This is a genomic window from Mycobacterium sp. NPDC050041 (assembly GCF_049541695.1).
GTDB lineage: Bacteria > Actinomycetota > Actinomycetes > Mycobacteriales > Mycobacteriaceae > Mycobacterium.
Map to the genome: position 1 here is coordinate 1,077,351 of NZ_JBMVDG010000001.1, position 21,366 is coordinate 1,098,716.

At 71.5% G+C, this 21,366-nt stretch carries 1 protein-coding gene (cut by a window edge); it reads left to right on the forward strand.

The window, feature by feature from the left end:
* Positions 1-21,366, forward strand: the 5' portion of a protein-coding gene (locus ACPCHZ_RS05245) for a non-ribosomal peptide synthase/polyketide synthase (RefSeq protein WP_423483814.1). 9,873 nt of this gene lie beyond the right edge of the window; the window shows 21,366 of its 31,239 coding nt (coding positions 1-21,366); the start codon lies at positions 1-3; the stop codon falls past the right edge of the window.

Sequence of the window (21,366 nt, forward strand, 5' to 3'; positions counted from 1 at the left end):
GTGGAGCCGGACGACAGGGCGTTGCCGCTGACACGCGCCCAGATGGACATCTGGATGGCTCAGCAAACGAGCCGGCAGAGCACCGAGTGGCAGCTCGGCGTCCTCGTACACATCAAGGGCAGGATCGAGCACGACCTGTTCGAGCAGGCGATACGGCAGGTGGTGCAGGAGGCCGACGCGCTGCGGGCCACCTTCTTCGAGGTCGACGGCCAGGTGTTCCAGCGGGTGGTCGACGACCCGGACACCCGGTTGCGCCGGCACGACTTCACGGGCGCGCAGGATGCGGAGCGGGACGCCCGCGAGATGGCCACCGGTATTCAGCGCACGCCGATGCCGCTGGACGGTCCGCTGATCAACTTCTCGCTGTTGCAGACGGGTCCCGACGAGTACATCTGGTACACCTGCTGCCACCACATCATCCTCGACGGACTGGGCCTTTCGTTGATCGGCCGGCGGATCGCCGCCATCTACACCGCGCTGGCCACCGCCCGCCCGGTCCCGCCGGCCTACTTCCCCTCGCTGCGCGACCTGGTCGACGGCGAGTCGGATTACGAAGCCTCCGCCGAATTCCGGGATGACCGGGAGTACTGGAGCCGGAACCTTCCATCGGGCAGCGGTCCGGACCTCGGCGCGCCTCAGGACACCGGGGGCGAGACGTACTGGCCGTCGGCTCAGGTCCAGATGGACCCGGCCGTGGTCGGCCGGATCAAGACGCTGGCCAAGCAGTTCGGTGTCCGTCGCACGTCGATCATGACCGCGGTGTGCGCGCTGCTGGTGCGCGGGCTCGGCGGCGGCGACTCCGACGAACTGGTGCTCGACTTCCCGGTCAGCAGGCGTGTGAGCCCGGAGAGCAAGCTCCTGCCGGGGATGCTCGCCGGCATCGTGCCGCTGGTGCTGAAGACCGATCCGCGGTGCACCGTCGCCGACTTCTGCAGACAGGTCGACACCCGCACCCGAGAGTTGTTGCGCCATCAGCAATTCCCAGTGGAGACGCTGGCTGCGAACGCCAGTTCGCGGCAGGCGCGCAACAGGGTGGTCGTCAACTTCGTGCCCGCCCGGCTCACCATGGACTTCGCCGGCGCGACGGCGACGGCGAGCTATACGACCTTCGGGCCGGTGGGCCACTTCGGGCTCTTCCTGCTCGGCTTCGGCGACCAGCAGTTCCTCAGCACCGTGGGCGCCGGCCAACCCTTCGCCGGGTTCGAGGTCGCGGACCTCGCGGAGCGAATGCAGCGGATGTTGGTCGCGATGTCCGACGATCCGCAGACGCGGCTGTCGTCGATGGACGTGTTGCGGGCGGGCGAAGCCGCGCATCTGGACGGGGCGGGCCGTCGTGAGCTGGCGGCGCACCCGGCGCCGCCGGCCGCGACGGTCCCCGAACTGCTGGCCGCGCAGACCGATCGGACACCGGACGCGGTGGCGGTCTCCTGCGGTGACAATCACCTGTCCTATCGCGAACTCGACGCGGCCTCCGACCGGTTGGCCCGCGCATTCGCCGGGCACGGTGTCGGGCCAGGCGGGTCGGTGGCGCTGCTGCTTCCCCGGTCGGCCGAGGCGGTCGTGGCGATCGTGGCGGTGCTCAAGACCGGGGCGGCGTACGTCCCGATGGACCCGATGCACCCCGATGCGCGGATCGCGTTCGTGCTCGGCGATGCCGCGCCGACCGTTGTCGTCACCACCTCGGAACTGGTCGGCCGGCTGGCCGGCTGCGGTGTGCCGGTCATCGACATCCAACGGCCCGCCGCCGGTATCGACACGGGGACAACGCTGTCGGCACCGGAGCCGGACGACGTTGCCTACGTGATCTACACCTCGGGCACCACGGGCACGCCGAAGGGGGTGGCGATCACCCACGCCAACGTCGCGCAGCTGCTGGGCTCACTGGAGGCCGGCCTGCCGCCGGGACAGGTGTGGTCGCAATGCCATTCGTACGCGTTCGACTTCTCCGTCTGGGAGATCTGGGGCGCATTGCTCGGGGGTGGCCGCCTGGTGGTCGTGCCCGAGGAGGTGGCCGCATCGCCGCAGGACTTCGAGGCGGTGCTGCTGGCCGAGCATGTCACCGTGCTCACGCAGACCCCCTCGGCGGCGGGGATGCTCTCGCCGAAGGCGCTGGGCTCGACGGCCCTGTTCGTCGGCGGTGAGGCCTGTCCGGCCGAGGTGGTGGACCGATGGGCGCCGGACCGGGTGATGGTCAATGCCTACGGTCCGACCGAGACCACCATCTACGCGTCGATGAGCGCACCCCTGACAGCGGGTTCGGGTGCGGCGCCGATCGGCGCGCCCGCGGCGGGGGCGGCGCTCTTCGTCTGCGACGACTGGCTGCGGCCGGTGCCTGTCGGGGTGGTGGGCGAGTTGTACGTCGCCGGTTCGGGTGTCGGGATGGGCTACGTGGGCCGCACCGCCCTGACCGGGTCGCGGTTCGTGGCGTGTCCGTTCGGAAGTCCCGGGGACGCGCCCGGATTGAGGATGTACCGCACCGGAGACCTGGTGCGCTGGGGTGCCGACGGGCAGCTGCGGTACATGGGCCGCTCCGACGAACAGGTCAAGATCCGCGGCTACCGCATCGAACTCGGCGAGATCCAGGCGGCGCTGGCCGATCTGGACGGCATCGACCAGGCGGCGGTGATCGCCAGGGAGGACCGTCCGGGGGACAAGCGACTCGTCGGCTACGTCACCGAAATCGGCTCAGGGAGACTCGATCCGGCGCAGCTCCGAGCGCAGCTGGCCCGGCGACTGCCCGCCTACATGGTGCCGGCCGCGGTCGTGGTGATCGACGCCGTGCCGCTGACCGTCAACGGCAAGCTGGACACCCGCAGCCTGCCCGCACCCGTCTACACCACCGAGAACTACCGCGCCCCTGCCGACTCGGTCGAGGAGGTCCTCGCCGACATCTACGCCGAGGTGCTCGGGCTCGAACGGGTGGGTGTCGACGACTCGTTCTTCGAGCTCGGCGGCGACAGCATCCTGTCGATGCAGGTGGTGGCGCGCGCCAGGGTCGCAGGAGTGGTGTGCCGGCCGCGCGACGTCTTCGTCGAGCAGACCGTGGCCCGCCTCGCCCGGGTCGCCCGGGTCGCCGACGACGAGGTCGGCGAGGTCGACGAGGGCACGGGACCGGTGGTGGCCACACCGATCATCCGGTGGCTGGGCAGCGTCGACGGCCCGGTCGAGCAGTTCAACCAGACGATGGTGTTGCAGGCCCCGGCGGCCGTCACCCGGGCCGACGCCGAAATCGTGCTGCAGGCTCTGCTGGATCAGCATGGCGCACTGCGGATGTCCGCCGAGGTCGACGGGTTCGGGCGATGGTCGCTCGAGGTGCCCGAACCCGGATCCGTGCGGGCCGGCGACTGCGTGCATCGGGTGGAGCTGCTGACCGATGGAGCGTTGCGGGACGCACGGCGACGACTGGACCCGGCCGCCGGGAGGATGCTCACCGCACTGTGGGCGCCCGACACCGGCCAGCTGACCCTGATCATCCACCACCTGGCCGTCGACGGCGTCTCGTGGCGAATCCTGCTGGAAGACATCAACATCGCGTGGGCACAGCACCGCAGCGGTCAAGCCGTCGCCCTGCCCCCGGGCGGTACGTCGTTCGCGCGCTGGGCCAGGCGGCTCGAGAAGCACGCGCTCGCGCCCGAGGTCGTCGAGCAGGCTGACACATGGCGGCGTGTCGGGACCCTTGCCCCGGCGCTGCCCGCGGTGGATCCCGCGCTCGACACGTATGCCACGGCCGGGCACCTCTCGGTAACGCTGGACGCCGAGACCACCCGCCGGTTGCTGGGCGAGGTGCCCACGGCGTTTCATGCCGGGGCGCAGGACATCCTGCTCATCGCGTTCGGTCTGGCGGTCGGGGAGTTCCTTGGCACCGGAAGCGCACCGGTCGGTGTCGACGTCGAGGGCCATGGCCGCGCCGAGGAACTGGGTGCCGACATCGACCTGTCGCGCACCGTCGGCTGGTTCACCGCCAAGTACCCGGTGTCGCTCGCGGCAGGCGGACTGTCCTGGGCGCAGGTGTGCGCCGGCGACGCCGCACTGGGGGAGGTCGTCAAGAACACCAAGGAGCAGCTGCGCGCCCTGCCCGACGGTCTGACGTACGGCCTGCTGCGTTACCTCAACCCCGACGTCGACCTGGCGGGTGCGGACCCCGCCATCGGGTTCAACTATCTCGGGCGACTCGGGGCCGGGACGGCCGCCCTGTCCGAGGAGCTGTGGCGCCTCAGCGAGGACGGTCTCCCGCTGACCGAGGCCGCCGCGGCGATCGCAATGCCGTTGGCCCACACCGTGGAAGTCAATACGATGACCACGGACACCGACGCCGGCCCGTGCCTGCGGGCCGCATGGACGTGGGCCCCGTCGGTGATGGACGAAGCCGGCGTCGGGCGCCTGAGCCGGTTGTGGTTCGAGGCTCTGGCCGGGATCTGCGCACACGTGCAACGCGGCGGCGGCGGACTCACCCCGTCGGACATCGCCCCTGCCAGGCTGACCCAGCGCGAACTCGACGAGGTTCAGCGCAGGTACGAGGTCGCCGACATCCTGCCGCTGACCCCGCTGCAGCAGGGCCTGCTCTTCCACGCCGATTCCGACCACGCAAACGACGACATGTACGCGGTGCAACTCGATTTCACCGTGGCGGGCCAGGTGGATCCGCAGCGGTTGCGAGACGCGGTCCGCGCCGTCGTGCACCGCCATCCCCACCTTGCGGCCCGCTTCTGCGACCAGTACGCCGAGCCGGTGCAGGTGATCCTGCGTAACCCCGAGATCGCCTGGCAGTTCGCCGATCTCACGGATGCGGACACCGCGGCGGGCGACCGGCTGTGTGCGGCGGAGCGTGTCGCGGTCTGCGACCTCGCCGACCAGTCGGCGTTCCGGGTGGCGCTGATCCGGGTCGGGCCGCAGCGGCACCGGTTGGTGCTGACGTTCCACCACATCGTGGTCGACGGCTGGTCGCTGCCCATCCTGCTGGGTGAGATCTTCGCGATCTACCACGGCCATCCGCTGTCGGCGCCCGGCTCCTACCGCCGGTTCCTCACCTGGCTGGCGGACCGCGATCTCGCCGGCGCACGCGAAGCGTGGCGGGAGGCGCTGTCCGGATTCGACAGCCCCACCCTGGTCGGTACGCACGACCGGTTCGGGGTGGGGCGCCGTGGCATCGCCTCGTTCCAGGTGCCCGAGCCGATCACCGAAGCACTCCGCGATCTCGCGCGCTCCCGCCACACCACCGTCAGCACCGTGCTGCAGGGGGCGTGGGCGCTGCTGCTCACATCGCTGACCGGTCACCCCGACGTCACCTTCGGCACGCCGCGGTCACGTGTCGGCCAGGCCGACATCGCCGACGCGGATGCGATGGTCGGCCTGCTCATCAACACGGTGCCGGTGCGGGCCACCATCACGGCGGCCACCACCACCACCGAACTGCTCGACCAGCTGCAGAACACGCACAACGACCTGCTGGACCACCAGCACCTGGCCCTGATCGACATCCACCGCGCCAGCGGCCACGACCGGCTGTTCGACACACTGTTCGTCTACGAGAACTACCCGATCGACACCAGCGCGCTGGCGGGCGAGCACGACTGGACCATCACCGAATTCGCCAACCGCGAGTACAACCACTACCCGCTGACAGTCGAGGCGATGCCGGGCCGCGAGATCGGCATGCGCGTCGAATACGACACCGACCTGTTCGACGCGGCCCGTATCGAGGCGATCGTCGACCGCCTCCAGCGGGTACTGGCGGCGATGACCGCCGACCCGGCGCGCCGGCTGTCGTCGATCGACCTGCTCGACCGCGGCGAGCGCGAGCTCGTGCTGTCAGGATTGTCCGGCGCCGGTGTGACGGCACCGGTGGGCGTGGCCCCGCATCTGTTGACCGCGGCCGTCGCCACCGATCCGGATGCGACGGCAGTCATCGACGGCGAGCGGCAGCTGTCCTACCGCGCACTCGACGAGTGGTCCACGCGCCTGGCCCGGGTGCTGATCGAAACCGGCGTGGGTCCGGAGCGTGCGGTGGGCGTGGCCATGGAACGCTCGCTGGAGCTGGTCGTCGCCTGGTGGGCGGTGGTCAAGGCCGGTGGGTACTACGTGCCGGTCGATCTGGCCCACCCGGTCGAGCGGATCACCAGCGTGCTGGACGCGGTCGGCGCGCAGTGCGTGTTGGCGCGCGGCGGCGATCCCGTCGCCGCGGCGGGGCGGCGACCGGTGGTCCGCGTCGACGGACCCGAGGTGTCCGAGCACTCCTGCGAGCCGATCACCGACGCCGATCGGCTCGCGCCGCTGCGGCCGGACAACACCGCCTACGTCATCTTCACCTCCGGTTCCACCGGCACGCCGAAGGGCGTGGCGGTCAGCAGTGCGGGCCTGCTGGGATGGGCTGCGGCACAGGGCAGTACGTTCCTGCTCGGCGCCGACGCGCGGGTGCTGATGGTGGCCGCGCCGACCTTCGACGCGTCGATCGGCGAACTGCTGCTGGCCGTGGAGGCCGGCGCGGCCCTTGTGGTGGCGCCGCCGCAGGAGTACGCCGGTGAGGCCCTGACCACGCTGCTGGAGCGGCATCGCGTCACCGCGGCGATCCTCACGCCGACCGTGCTGTGGTCGCTGGACCGCGCCCGGCTGGGACGGCTGGACACCCTGATCGCGGTCGGCGAGGCCTGCCTCGAGGAACTCGTGGCCGCCTGGGCGCCGGGCCGGCGGATGTTCAACGGATACGGCCCCAGCGAGACCACCATCTGGGTCACGTGTGCGCCACTCTCGGCGGGACAGCCGATCTGGATCGGCGCCCCCATCCCCGGGGTGTGCGCGACGGTGCTCGACGCCTGGCTGAACCCGGTCGGCGTCGGCGTCGTCGGCGAGCTGTACCTGGCCGGGCCGGCACTGGCGCACGGGTATGTCGGCCGGACCGATCTGACCTCGGAACGCTTCGTGGCCAACCCCTTCGGCGGCGCCGGGGAGCGCATGTACCGAACCGGCGACCTGGTGCGCTGGACGCCCGAGGGCGCGCTGGACTACCTCGGCCGCGCCGACACCCAGGTGAAACTGCGCGGCCAGCGCATCGAACTCGGCGAGATCGAGAACACCCTGCTGGCCTGCCCGCAGGTCGCCCAGGCCGCCGCGACCGTGCACCACAGCGACACCGGCGCACACCTGATCGCCTACGTCACGCTCGAACAGACCGGCAGCGCGGACGACGACGCCGAGATCGTCGAGGAGTGGCAGACCCTGTACGACGAGCTCTACGGCGCGGACGTCGAGGTGCCTGCGTTCGGCATGGACTTCCGCGGCTGGAACAGCAGCCTCACCGAGGAGGCCATCCCGCTCGACGACATGGCCGAGTGGCGTGCCGCCACCGTGGACGGGATCATGGCGCTGCGACCCCGGCGGGTGCTGGAGATCGGCGTCGGCTCCGGCCTGCTGCTGTCGCAGATCGCGCCCGCATGCGAGCACTACGTCGCGACAGACATGTCGCCGGTGGTGATCGACAACCTCGCACACTCCCTGCAGCAGCTCGACATCCCCTGGCGCGACCGGGTTCAGCTCACCGCCCAGCCGGCACACGTCACCTCCGGATTACCGCAGGGCTACTTCGACACCGTCGTCATCAACTCGGTCGTCCAGTACTTCCCGAACGCGGGCTACCTCGCCGATCTCATCTCCGACGCGATGGACCTGCTGGCGCCCGGCGGGGCGATGTTCGTCGGCGACGTGCGCAACCACACCCTGCAGGGCGCCTTCCAGACCGCGGTCGCGCTGGCCCGCACGGAGGCCGCCGACGCCGACGCGATCCGCCAGCGCACACATCGCGCCATCCTCGGCGAACCCGAACTGCTGCTGGCGCCGGACTTCTTCACCACCTGCGCCGAGGACCATCCGTCGGTGGCGGGGGTGGCGATCGAGGTCAAGCGCGGACGAGCCGACAACGAGCTCACCCGGTACCGCTACGACGTCATCCTGCACAAGGCCCCCGCAGCGGTGCGCTCCCTGGCGGCTGCGCCGACCTGGCCGTGGACCCGGTGCGGCGACCTCGACGGGCTGCACACCCGGCTGTCGGCGGAGCGTCCCGACATCGTCCGCATCACCGGGATCCCGCGCGCCGGGCTGATCGAAGACGTCCGGATCGAGCGGGGCATCGCGAACGGGCTGCCCCTGCCGAGCGCGCTCGCACACGCCGAGGACGCAACGGCCGGCGCCGTCGTTCCCGAGGACCTGCACCGCATCGCGCAAGCGGCCGGATATCACGCGAGTGTCACGTGGGGCGCCGAACCCGGCACCGTGGACGCCGTCTTCCTCACCCCCTCCGATACCCCCTCCGACGGTCGGCGCATTCCGCCGCTGACGGATCTCTTCCTGCCGCCCGCCGGCGCCGATCGTCGCGGCGCCCAGGCCAACGACCCGCACAGCAATACGAAGATCAGCGCGGTGCGACGTCGGCTGACCGAGTGGCTGCCCGAGTACATGGTGCCGACCCACATCGTCGTGCTCGACGAGTTCCCGCTGACGACCTCGGGCAAGCTTGATCGAAAAGCGCTGCCCGCACCCGAATTCCAGGACTCCGACAGCTACCGGGCACCGGCAGGCGCGGTCGAGGAGATCCTGGCGGGCATCTACGCCCAGGTGCTCGGCCTCGAGCGGGTCGGGGTCGACGAGTCCTTCTTCGATCTCGGCGGGGACTCGCTGTCGGCGATGCGCCTCATCGCGGCGGTCAACAACACCCTGGACGCCGACCTCTCGGTGCGCGCCCTGTTCGAGGCGCCGACGGTGGCTCAGCTCGCGCCGCGCATCGGCGGGGACGCCAGTCGGCTCGAACCGCTGGTGGCCCGTGAGCGGCCCGAGGTGGTGCCGCTGTCCTTCGCGCAGAGCCGGTTGTGGTTCATCGACCAACTGCAGGGCCCCTCACCGGTCTACAACATCTCGGTGGCGCTGCGGCTGCGCGGACCGCTGGACGCCGGTGCGCTGGGTGCCGCGCTGACCGACGTGGTGGGCAGGCACGAGAGCCTGCGCACGCTGTTCGCGGCGCCCGACGGCGTACCGCAGCAGCTGGTGGTGCCTGCCGAGCAGGCCGAACCCGGGTGGGAGGTCGTCGACGCCGCCGGGTGGGCCGGGACCCGGCTGGGCGGGGCGATGGAGACCGCGGCGCGCCACACATTCGATCTCGCACACGAAATTCCCTTCGCCGCAACGTTGTTCCGCCTCACCGATGTCGAACACGTGCTGGTGGCCACGGTGCACCACATCGCCGCCGACGGCTCGTCGATCGGTCCGCTGGCGCGCGACCTCGGGGTGGCCTACGCCAGCCGCTGTGCCGGTGCGGCACCCGGCTGGACCGATCTCGCGGTGCAGTACGCCGACTACACGCTCTGGCAGCGCAGGCAGCTGGGCGAGCTCGACGACGGCGGCAGCCCGATCGCCGCCCAGGTCGCCTACTGGGCCGACGCGCTGGCAGGCATGCCGGACCGCCTTGCGCTGCCGACCGACCGGCCGTATCCGCCGGTGGCCGACCTTCGTGGCGGCCGGGTGGCGGTGGACTGGCCGGTCGATCTGCAACAGCAGATCCGTGCGCTGGCTCGCGAGCACAACGCGACCAGCTTCATGGTGCTGCAGGCCGCCCTCGCGGTGCTGCTCGCCAAGATGAGCGCGAGTTCGGATGTCGCGGTCGGCTTCCCGATCGCGGGACGGCGGGAGCCCGCTCTCGACGAGCTGGTCGGGTTCTTCGTCAACACCCTGGTGCTGCGCGTCGACCTCACCGGCGACCCCAGCTTCACCGACCTGCTGGCCCAGGTGCGGCGACGCAGCCTGGCCGCCTACGAACACCAGGACGTGCCGTTCGAGGCACTGGTGGAACGGCTGAACCCGACCCGGAGCCTGACCCATCACCCGCTGGTGCAGGTCATGCTGGGGTGGCAGAACTTCTCGTGGCAGGACAGTGACGCCGCCGGGCTGGCGCTCGGCGATCTGCACGCCACCCCGGTGCCGGTGGACACCAGGACCGCCCGGATGGATCTGGCAATCTCGCTGGCCGAACGCTGGAGCGAGACCGGCGCGGCGGGCGGAATCGGCGGAACCGTGGAGTTCCGCACCGACGTCTTCGACGCGACGACCATCGCGGCGTTCGTCGACCGGTTCCAGCAGGTGCTGCAGTCGGTCATCGCCGAACCCGCGCAACGCCTCTCGGCCATGGACGTGCTCGGTGCCGAGGAACGCGCCCGACTGGACCGGTGGGGCAACCGCGGGGTGTTGTCGCAGTCGAGCACGCCGACGACGGTGCCCGCGGTGTTCGGTCGGCAGGCGAGCCGGGCGCCGAGCGCGGTGGCCGTGACGTGCGGTGACCGGTCGCTGTCGTACCGCGAGCTCGACGAGGGGTCGAACCGGCTGGCCCACCTGCTGGTGGCGTCGGGCGCGGGCCCGGGAACGTCTGTGGCGGTGATGCTGTCGCGTTCGGTCGAGGCGATCGCCGCGATCCTGGGGGTGATGAAGTCGGGGGCGGCGTACCTGCCGATGGATCCGGCCCATCCCCGAGCCCGCATCGAGTTCATGCTCGCCGATGCCGCACCGGTCGTGGTGATGGCGTCGGCGGGTCTGGCCGACAGGGTGGCCGGCTGCGGCGTACCGGTCATCGGGGTCGACGATCCCCGGATCGCCGCCGAGCCCGCGACCGCGCTGCCCGGGCCCGCGCCGGACGACGTCGCCCACATCATCTACACCTCCGGGACCACCGGCACCCCCAAGGGCGTCGCGGTCACCCAGCAGAACGTGGTGGCACTGTTCGACACCCTCGAGGTGGGCTTCGCGTTGTCCGCCGGGCAGGTCTGGACGCAGTTCCACTCCTACGCCTTCGACTTCTCGGTGTGGGAGATCTGGGGTGCGCTGCTGCACGGCGCCCGCCTGGTCGTCGTGCCCGACGCGGAGACCCGGTCGCCGCGCGACTTCCACCGGCTGCTGGTCTCCGAGGGCGTGACGGTGTTGACCCAGACACCCTCGGCCGTAAGGGGACTCGAGACCGGCGACCTCGACGGGGTGGCCGCGCTGGTGATCGGTGCGGAGGCCTGCCCGGTGGAGACCGTCGACCGCTGGGCGCCGGGCCGGGTGATGGTCAACGTCTACGGCCCCACCGAGACCACAATGTGGGCGTCGAAGAGCACTCCGCTCGCGGCGGGAACTGGGGCGCCGCCGATCGGGTCGCCGGTCACGGGTGCGGCGTTCTTCGTCTGCGACGAATGGCTGCGGCCGGTGCCTGCCGGGGTGGTCGGGGAGCTCTACCTGGCCGGCCGCGGGGTCGGGATCGGGTACTGGCGGCGGCCGGGGCTGACCGCGTCGCGGTTCATGGCGTGCCCGTTCGGAGCGCCGGGCACGCGCATGTACCGCACCAGCGACCTGGTGTGCTGGGGCACCGACGGGCAGCTGCGGTACTTCGGGCGCGCCGACGAGCAGGTCAAGATCCGCGGCTACCGCATCGAACTCGGCGAGATCCAGGCCGCCCTTGCCGAACTCGACGGCGTGCAGGAGGCCGTCGTCGTCGCCCGCGAGGACACCCCCGGCGAGAAGCGCCTCGTCGGGTACACCACCGGCACGATCAACCCCGCACGCGCCCGCGCGATGCTGGCCGACCGATTGCCGTCCTACATGGTGCCCGCCGCCGTCGTCGTCCTCGACGACCTGCCGGTCACGGTGAACGGCAAGCTCGACACCCGCGCCCTGCCCGCCCCCGACTACCAGCAGGCCGACCACTACCGCGCGCCCACCACGCCCACCGAGGAGATCCTCGCGGGCATCTACGCGCAGGTGCTCAACCTGCCCCGGGTCGGTGTCGACGACTCCTTCTTCGACCTCGGCGGCGACTCGCTGACCACCATGCGCCTCATCTCGGCCGTCAACGCCGCGCTCGACGCCGATGTCGCGGTACGCAACGTCTTCGAGGCGCCGACGGTGGCCCAGCTGGCGCCGCGGATCGGCACCGGCGCGGGCCGGCTGGAGCCGTTGGTCGCCGGTGAGCGGCCTGCCGAGATCCCGCTGTCGTTCGCGCAGAACCGGCTGTGGTTCATCGACCAGTTGCAGGGACCGTCGCCGGCCTACAACATGGCCGCGGCGCTGCGCCTGAGCGGTCGGCTCGACACCGACGCGCTGGCCGCGGCGCTGGCCGACGTGGTCGACCGCCACGAGAGCCTGCGGACCACGTTCCCGGCGAGCGCAGGGACGCCGCAGCAGCTGATCGTCCCCGTCGAGCAGGCCGATCCGGGCTGGCGGGTGGTCGACGCCACGGGATGGCCGGCGAACCGGCTGGCGGAGGCCGTCGAGGAGACCGCACGCCGGCCGTTCGACCTGGCCAACCGGATCCCGTTGCAGGCGGCTCTTTTCCGCGTGGCCGACGACGAGCACATCCTGGTCACCGTGGTGCACCACATCGCTGCGGACGGCTGGTCGCTCACGCCGCTGGTGCGCGATCTGGCGATCGCCTACGCGGGCCGCAGCGCCGGGCAGGCCCCGGCGTGGGCCGAACTGCCGGTGCAGTACGCGGATTACACACTCTGGCAACGCGACCAGTTCGGCCGCCTCGACGACGAGAACAGCCGCATCGCAGGCCAGGTGGCCTACTGGCAGGACGTCCTGGCCGGCATGCCCGAGCGGTTGCAGCTGCCCACCGACCGCCCCTACCCGCGGGTCGCCGACCACCGCGGCGCCACCGTCACCGTGGACTGGCCGGCCGACCTTCAGCAGGCGGTGCGCGACACCGCCCGCGAGCACAACGCCACCACCTTCATGGTGGTGCAGGCCGCACTGGCCACGCTGGTGTCGAAACTCGGCTCGAGTCCCGATGTCGCCGTTGGCTTCCCGATCGCAGGGCGACGGGACCCGGCTCTCGACGAGCTGGTCGGCTTCTTCGTCAACACCCTGGTGCTGCGCGTCGACCTCGCCGGGGACCCCACCGCCGCGGAACTGCTGGCCCGGGTCCGCACCCGCAGCCTGGAGGCCTTCGAGCACCAGGACGTGCCCTTCGAGGTGCTGGTCGAACGGCTCAATCCCGCCCGCAGCCTCAGCCACCACCCACTGGTGCAGGTGATGCTCGCCTGGCAGAACTTCTCCGGCCAGGACGACCCGGCCGCTGGACTGGCACTGGACGGACTGCGGGTGGCGTCGGTGCCGCTCGATGCGCAGGTCTCCCACATGGATCTGGTCTTCTCGCTGGCCGAGCGCTGGACCGAGGCCGGCGCACCGGCGGGGATCGGCGGGAAGGTCGAGTTCCGGACCGACGTGTTCGACGCGCGCACCGTCGAGGCGATGGTCACGCGGCTGCAGCTGGTGCTGCGGTCCATCACGGCCGACAGCGGCACGCGGCTGTCGGCGATCGAACTGCTCGATGCCGGCGAAGGTGCCCGGCTCGAGACCATCGGGAACCTCGCTTCGCTGACCCGCGTCGCACCGGAGCCGTGGTCGATCACCGCGTTGTTCGCCGAGCAAGTGGCCCGGTCGCCGGAGGCGCTCGCCGTCACCTGCGGCGAGCGGTCGTGGACGTACCGGGAGCTCGACGAGGCGTCGAACCGGCTGGCGCACTTGCTCGCCGAGCGGGGCGCCGGGCCCGGGCGGTACGTGGCGCTGTTGGTGCCGCGCCGTGCCGAGGCGGTGGTGGCCATTCTCGCTGTGCTCAAGACCCGGGCGGCCTACGTCCCGATCGACCCGGCGGTGCCTGCGACCCGGATGGACTTCGTGCTCGCCGACGCCGCGCCGGTCGCGGTGATCACCACACCGGACCTGCGGTCCCGGCTCGAGGGATGTGCCGCCCCCGTCGTGGACGTCGACGACCCCGCCGTGGGCGACCGGCCCGCGGACGCGCCGCAGGCACCCGGCGCCACCCCGTACGACATCGCGTACCTGATCTACACCTCGGGCACCACCGGGGTGCCCAAGGGCGTGGCGATCACCCACCACAACGTGACGCAACTGCTGGCGACGCTCGACTCCGGGCTGCCGCGCGCCGGGGTGTGGCCGCTGTGCCACTCCCTGGCGTTCGACGTGTCGGTGTGGGAGATCTTCGGCGCGCTGCTGCGCGGCGGCCGGCTGGTGGTGGTGCCCGAGACGGTCGTGGTGTCACCGGAGGACTTCCACGCACTGCTCGTCGCCGAAGGTGTCAACGTGTTGACCCAGACCCCGTCCGCGGTTTCGGCACTGCCGCAGCACGGTTTGGAGTCGGCGGCGCTCGTGGTGGTCGGTGAGGCCTGCCCGGCCGAGGTGGTCGACCGGTGGTCGCAGGACCGGGTGATGATCAACGCCTACGGCCCCACCGAGACCACGATGTGTGTGGCGATCAGCGCTCCCCTGACACCGGGATCCGGTGTGGTGCCGATCGGTTCGCCGGTGTCCGGTGCCGCGCTGTTCGTGCTCGACGAGTGGCTGCGCCCGGTGCCTGCCGGAGTGGTCGGTGAGCTGTACGTGGCCGGTGCGGGCGTCGGCGCCGGTTACGTCGGCAGGACCGGGTTGACCGCATCGCGGTTCCTGGCGTGCCCGTTCGGGGCGCCGGGGACGCGCATGTACCGCACCGGCGACCTGGCGTGCTGGGGCGCCGACGGGCAGCTGCGCTACTTCGGCCGTGCCGACGAGCAGGTCAAGATCCGCGGCTACCGCGTCGAACTCGGCGAGATCCGGACCGCGCTCGCCGGGCAGGACGGGGTGTCCCAGGCTGCCGTCATCGCCCGCGAGGACCGGCCCGGCGACAAACGCCTGGTCGGCTATGTCACCGAATCCCGCTCCGGCGCATGCGATTCAGCGAGGATGCGGGCCGCGTTGGCGCAGCGGCTGCCGGCCTACATGGTGCCCGCCGCGATCGTCGTGCTCGACACGCTGCCGCTCACCGTCAACGGCAAACTCGACACTCGCGCGCTGCCCGCGCCGGAGTACACCGCCGACCGGTACCGGGCGCCCGCCGACGCGGTCGAGGAGATCCTGGCCGGGATCTTCGCGCAGATCCTCGGACTCGAGCGGGTCGGTGTCGATGACTCCTTCTTCGATCTCGGCGGCGACTCACTCTCGGCGATGCGGCTGATCGCGGCGGTGAATTCCGGAGTGGGCGCAGATCTTCCGGTCGGGGTGCTGTTCGAGGCACCGACCGTGGCGCAGCTGGCGCCCAGGGTCGCCGCCGGCGGACGCGGCCTCGACCCCCTGGTCGCCGGTGACCGTCCGGCGGAGATCCCGTTGTCGTTCGCGCAGTCCCGGTTGTGGTTCCTCGACCAGCTGCAGGGGCCGTCGCCGGTCTACAACATGCCGGTGGTGCTGCGACTGCGCGGACACCTCGACGCCGACGCGCTGGGCGCCGCGATGGCCGACGTGGTCGACCGCCACGAGAGCCTGCGCACCCGGATCGTCGCTCCCGACGGCGTGCCCCGCCAGCTCGTGCTGGCGCCCGAGGACGCCGACTTCGGGTGGGAGGTCGTCGACGCCGACGGGTGGCCCCCGGCACGACTGCAGGACGCCGTCGCGGACACCGCGCGGCGCAGCTTCGATCTGGAGGCAGACATCCCGTTGTCCGCCAAGCTGTTCCGCGTCAGCGAGGACGAGCACCTGCTGGTGGGCGTGCTGCATCACATCGCCGCGGACGGATGGTCGATCGTCCCGCTGGTGCGCGATCTGGGGCAGGCCTATGAGAGCCGCCGGACGGGAGACGCGCCGGACTGGTCGCGGCTGCCGGTGCAGTACGTGGACTACACCCTCTGGCAACGCGCACAATTCGGCGATCTCGACGACAGTGACAGCCGGATCGCCGGGCAGTTGGCCTACTGGCAGGAAGTGCTCGGCGGCATGCCCGAACGCCTGCACCTGCCCACCGATCGGCCGTATCCGTCCGTCGCCGATCAGCGCGGCGCCACCGTCGCCGTCGACTGGCCGGCCGAACTGCACCGGGCGGTGCGCGCGGTCGCCAAGGCGCACAACGCGACCAGCTTCATGGTCGTGCAGGCGGCGCTGGCGGTGTTGCTGTCGCGGCTGTGCGCGAGCACCGATGTCGCGGTCGGTTTCCCCATCGCGGGCAGGCGCGATCCCGCACTCGACGAACTGATCGGGTTCTTCGTCAACACCCTGGTGCTGCGGGTCGATCTGGCCGGTGACCCCACCGCCGCCGAGGTGCTCGAACAGGTGCGCCGACGCAGCCTGGCCGCCTACGAGAACCAGGACGTGCCCTTCGAGGTGCTCGTCGAGCGGCTGAATCCCGCCCGTTCCATGAGCCATCACCCGTTGGTCCAGGTGGCACTGGCGTGGCAGAACGCGCCGGGCACGACCGACGAGGACGCGGGCGGTCTGACCCTCGGCGACCTGCAGGTGTCCGAGGTGCCGATGTCCGCCCACACCGCCCGGATGGACCTGACGCTGTCGATGTCGGAACACTTCGCCGCCGACGGTGAACTCGGGGGGATCGGCGGCACGGTGGAGTTCCGCACCGACGTCTTCGACGCCGCCACCGTCACCACGCTCGTCGACCGGTTGGCGCGGGTGCTGACGGCCATGACCAGCGACCCGGCCGCACCGTTGTCGGCGATCGACGTGCTCGACGCCGACGAGCACGCCCGGGTGGACGAGTTCGGCAACCGGGCGGCGCTGACTCGGCCGGTGCCGAGACCGGTCACGGTCCCGGCGCTGTTCGCAGAACACGTGCTGCGGTCGCCCGACGCGGTCGCGATCACCGCCGGCGAACGGTCGATGACCTACCGGGAACTCGACGAGGCCGCGAACCTGTTGGCGCGCAGACTCGTCGGTCACGGCGCGCGCCCGGGGCAGTGCGTGGCGCTGCTGTTCGACCGCTCCGCCGAGGCGGTCGTGGCGATCATGGCGGTGCTGAAGACGGGTGCGGCGTACCTGCCGATCGACGCCGTGGTTCCCGCGGGCCGGGCCGACTTCATGATCGCCGACGCCGCGCCGGTGGCCGTGGTCACCACGGCGGGTCTGCGGTCGCGTGTCGACGGGTGTGGCCTGCCGATCATCGACGTGCACGACACCGCCCCGGGCGCGGACCCCGCGGGTCCCCTGCCCGAGCCCGCATCGGACGACGTCGCCTACCTGATCTACACCTCGGGCACCACCGGTGTGCCCAAAGGCGTTGCGATCAGTCATCACAACGTCACCCAGCTACTGGAATCCCTCGACGCGGGCCTACCGCCCGCCGGGGTGTGGCCGCTGTGCCATTCGCTGGCCTTCGACGTGTCGGTGTGGGAGATCTTCGGCGCCCTGCTCCGCGGCGGACGCGTGGTCGTCGTCGCCGAGGACGTGGCCGCCTCGCCCGACGACCTGCACGCGCTGCTCGTCGGTGAGCGCGTCGACGTGCTGACGCAGACGCCGTCGGCGGTGACGGCGCTGCCCCGTGCGGGACTGGAATCCGCGGCGCTGGTGGTGGTCGGCGAGGCCTGTCCACCCGACGTGGTGGAGCAGTGGGCGCCGGGGCGGGTGATGCTCAACGCCTACGGTCCCACCGAGACGACGATGTGCGTGGCGATCAGCGCGCAGCTGACCCCGGGGTCCGGGGTGCCGATCGGTTCGCCGGTGCCGGGCGCGGCGCTGTTCGTGCTCGACGAGTGGATGCGGCAGGTGCCCATCGGTGTGGCCGGCGAACTGTACGTGGCGGGCGCCGGTGTGGCACAGGGCTACCGCAATCGCCCCGGCCTGACCGCGTCGCGGTTCGTCGCCTGCCCCTACGGCGGCACCGACGGCGCCCCGGGACTCGTGATGTACCGCACCGGGGACCTGGTGAGCTGGCGTCCCGACGGGCAGCTGCTGTACCTGGGCCGTGCCGACGAACAGGTGAAGATCCGCGGCTACCGCATCGAACTCGGCGAGGTGCAGGCCGTGCTCGCAGCGGTGGACGGCGTGGACCAGGCGGCGGTGGTGGCCCGCGAGGACCGCCCCGGCGACAAGCGTCTCGTGGGGTACGTGACGGGCGGGGCCGACCCGGCCGCCGCGCGCGCCGCGGTGGCCGAGAAGCTGCCGGCCTACATGGTTCCCGCGGCGGTGGTGGTGCTCGACGCGCTGCCGTTGACGGTCAACGGAAAACTCGACACCAAGGCGCTGCCCGCACCGGAGTACCGCGACGCCGGCAGGTACCGCGCACCCACCGATGCCGTCGAGGAACTGCTCGCGGGCATCTACGCGCAGGTCCTCGGCCTCGAACGGGTCGGCGTGGACGACTCGTTCTTCGACCTCGGCGGCGACAGCATCCTGTCGATGCAGGTGGTCGCGCGCGCCAGGGCAGCGGGTGTCACGTGCAGGCCGCGCGACATCTTCGTAGAGCAGACCGTGGCCCGGCTCGCCCTGGTCGCCACGGTCACCGCGGCACATCATGGCCCCGCCGACGACGGTGTCGGCACGGCGGGCCCCACTCCGATCATGGCGTGGCTCAACGGTATCGACGGTCCGGCGGACGAGTTCAACCAGACCGTGGTCGTCCAGGCCCCGGCGGGCGTGACCCGCGCCGACGTCGACACGGTGCTGCAGGCGCTGCTGGACCGGCACGGTGCGCTGCGCATGTCCGTGCACGAGGACGGCGCAGGCGAGTGGTCGCTGGAGGTACCCGAACCGGGCTCGGTGGACGCCGGCTCCTGCGTGCGCGTGGCCGAGCGGCTGACCGACGAGACCCTGGTGGACGCCCGTTCGCGGTTGAACCCTGCGGCCGGGGCGATGCTCAGCGCGCTGTGGGTGCCGGAGACCGGCCGGCTGGCGCTGGTGATCCATCACCTCGCCGTCGACGCCGTGTCGTGGCGAATCCTGCTGGAGGACCTCAACATCGCCTGGGCTCAGCACCACAGCGGCCAACCGGTCGACCTGCCCGCGGGCGGAACGTCGTTCGTCGGGTGGTCGAAGCTGCTCGCCGAGCACGCCCACAGCGCGCCGGTTGTGGCGCAGGCGCAGATGTGGTGGCAGACGGCGGCCACCCCCGCGGTACTGCCCGCGGTGCATCCCGCCGTGGACACCTACGCGACCGCGGGTCACCTCTCGACGTCGCTGGACGCCGAGACCACCCGGATGCTGCTGGGCGACGTGCCCGCGGCGTTCCACGCAGGCGCGCACGACATCCTGCTGATCGCGCTGGCGCTGGCGGTGGCCGAGTTCGCGGGCACCGGCGACGGCCCGGTCGGCATCGACGTCGAGGGCCACGGCAGGGCGGAGGAACTGTCCGCCGGCGTCGATCTGTCCCGCACGGTGGGGTGGTTCACCACCAAACACCCGGTGTCACTCGCGGTCGGCGGCGTGCCGTGGGCACAGGTCGCCGGTGGCCACGACGCGCTGGGCGCCGCGGTCAAGAACGCCAAGGAACAGCTGCGCGCCCTCCCGGACGGCCTCACCTACGGGCTGCTGCGCTACCTCAACCCGGACGTCGACCTGACCGGTCCCGACCCGGCCGTCGGATTCAACTACCTGGGCCGCCTCGGTGCGGACGCGACCGGGCTGTCCGAGGAGCTGTGGCGGGTCGACCAGGCGGTCCCGACGGACGCGGCTGCCGCCGTGCCCATGCCGCTGGCCCACACCCTGTCGCTCGACGCCGCCACCATCGACGGTGCTTCGGGCCCGCGCCTGCAGGCGACCTGGACCTGGGCGCCGTCCGCACTCGGTCCCGACCAGGTCCACCGGTTGAGTGACTTGTGGTCGCAGGCACTGGAGGGCATCTGCGCACACGTGCGGTCCGGTGGCGGCGGGCTGACACCGTCGGACATCGCACCCGCGCGCCTGAGCCAGCCGCAGATCGACGTCCTGCAGCAGCGGCACGAGGTCGCCGACATCCTGCCGCTCACCCCGCTGCAGCGCGGACTGCTCTTCCACGCCGGCGCCGCGCAGGACGACGACCTGTACGCGGTGCAGCTGAACATCGGCCTGAGCGGTCCACTTGACCGGCACCGCCTGCACGCCGCGGTCCAGGCGTTGGTCCGGCGCCATCCCCACCTGGTGGCCCGGTTCTGCCAGGAGTTCGACGAGCCGGTGCAGATCCTGCCCGCAGAACCCCGGGCGGTCTGGCGCTACGTCGAACTCGGCGCCGCGGACACCGCCGAGGAGATCCTGGCCGCCGAACGGGCCGCGGTACTCGATCCCGGCCACGAATCGGCCTTCCGTGCCGCCCTGGTCCGCATCGCCGAGGACGAGCACCGGTTCGTGCTGACCAACCACCACATCCTGCTCGACGGCTGGTCACTGCCGATCCTGTTGCAGGAGATCTTCGCCGGCTACTACGGGCAGCCACTGCCCCCGGCGGTGCCCTACCGCAGATTCATGACGTGGCTGGCCGAGCGCGACGCCGAGAGTGCCCGCGCCGCATGGCGGACGGTGCTCGACGGATTCGGCACCCCCACCCTGGTCGGTCCGGCGCACGCGGCGGGACGGAGCGCTCGCTGCGTCGAGACGTTCCGGATGTCTGCGGCCGACACCCATGCCGTCGGCGAGCTGGCCCGCTCGTGTCGCACCACCGCCAGCACGGTGCTGCAGGCCGCGTGGGCGCAGATGCTGATGTGGCTGACCGGCCAGAGCGACGTCGCCTTCGGCGTCGCGGTCTCGGGCCGGCCGACCGACCTGGCCGGTGCGGAATCGATGGTCGGCCTGCTGATCAACACGGTGCCGGTGCGGGCCACCATCTCCGCGACCACCACCGTTGCCGACCTCCTCGCTCAACTGCAGGGCGCGCACACCGACACCCTCGAGCACCAGCATCTTCCGCTGACCGACATCCACCGGATCGCCGGTCACGAGCAGCTTTTCGACACGCTGTTCGTCTACGAGAACTACCCCGTCGACGCCACGGCGCTGTCCGGCGCGCACGAACTGGCCGTCACCGAGGTGGCCAGCCACGAACACAACCACTACCCGCTGTCGGTGGTGGCGCTGCCCGGCGATGAACTCGGCCTGCGGATCGAGTTCGACACGGCGGTCTTCGGCGCGGCGGAGATCGCGACGATCGTCGACCGGTTCCGGCGGGTGCTGGAGGCGATGACCGCCGACCCGGCCCTGCGGGCGTCGAAGGTCGACGTGCTGGGCGACGCCGAGCACGCGCATCTCGATGCGGTCGGCCACCGGTCGGTGCTGACGGAAGCCTGTGCGCCGGTCACGATTCCGGCCGTGTTCGGCACGCAGGCGGCGGCGACGCCCGACGCGGTGGCGGTGTCGTGTGGTGCGCGGTCGGTGACCTACCGCGAGCTCGACGAGGCGTCGAACCGGTTGGCGCACCTGCTGGTCGAGCTCGGGGCAGGGCCCGGCCGGTACGTGGCGCTGCTGCTGCCGCGGTCGGCCGACGCGATCACCGCCATCCTCGCGGTGCTCAAGTCCGGTGCGGCGTACGTGCCGATCGACCCGGCCCACCCGGCGGCGCGCGTCGAGTTCATGATCGCCGATGCCGCACCGGTGGTGGCCGTCACCACCACAGGC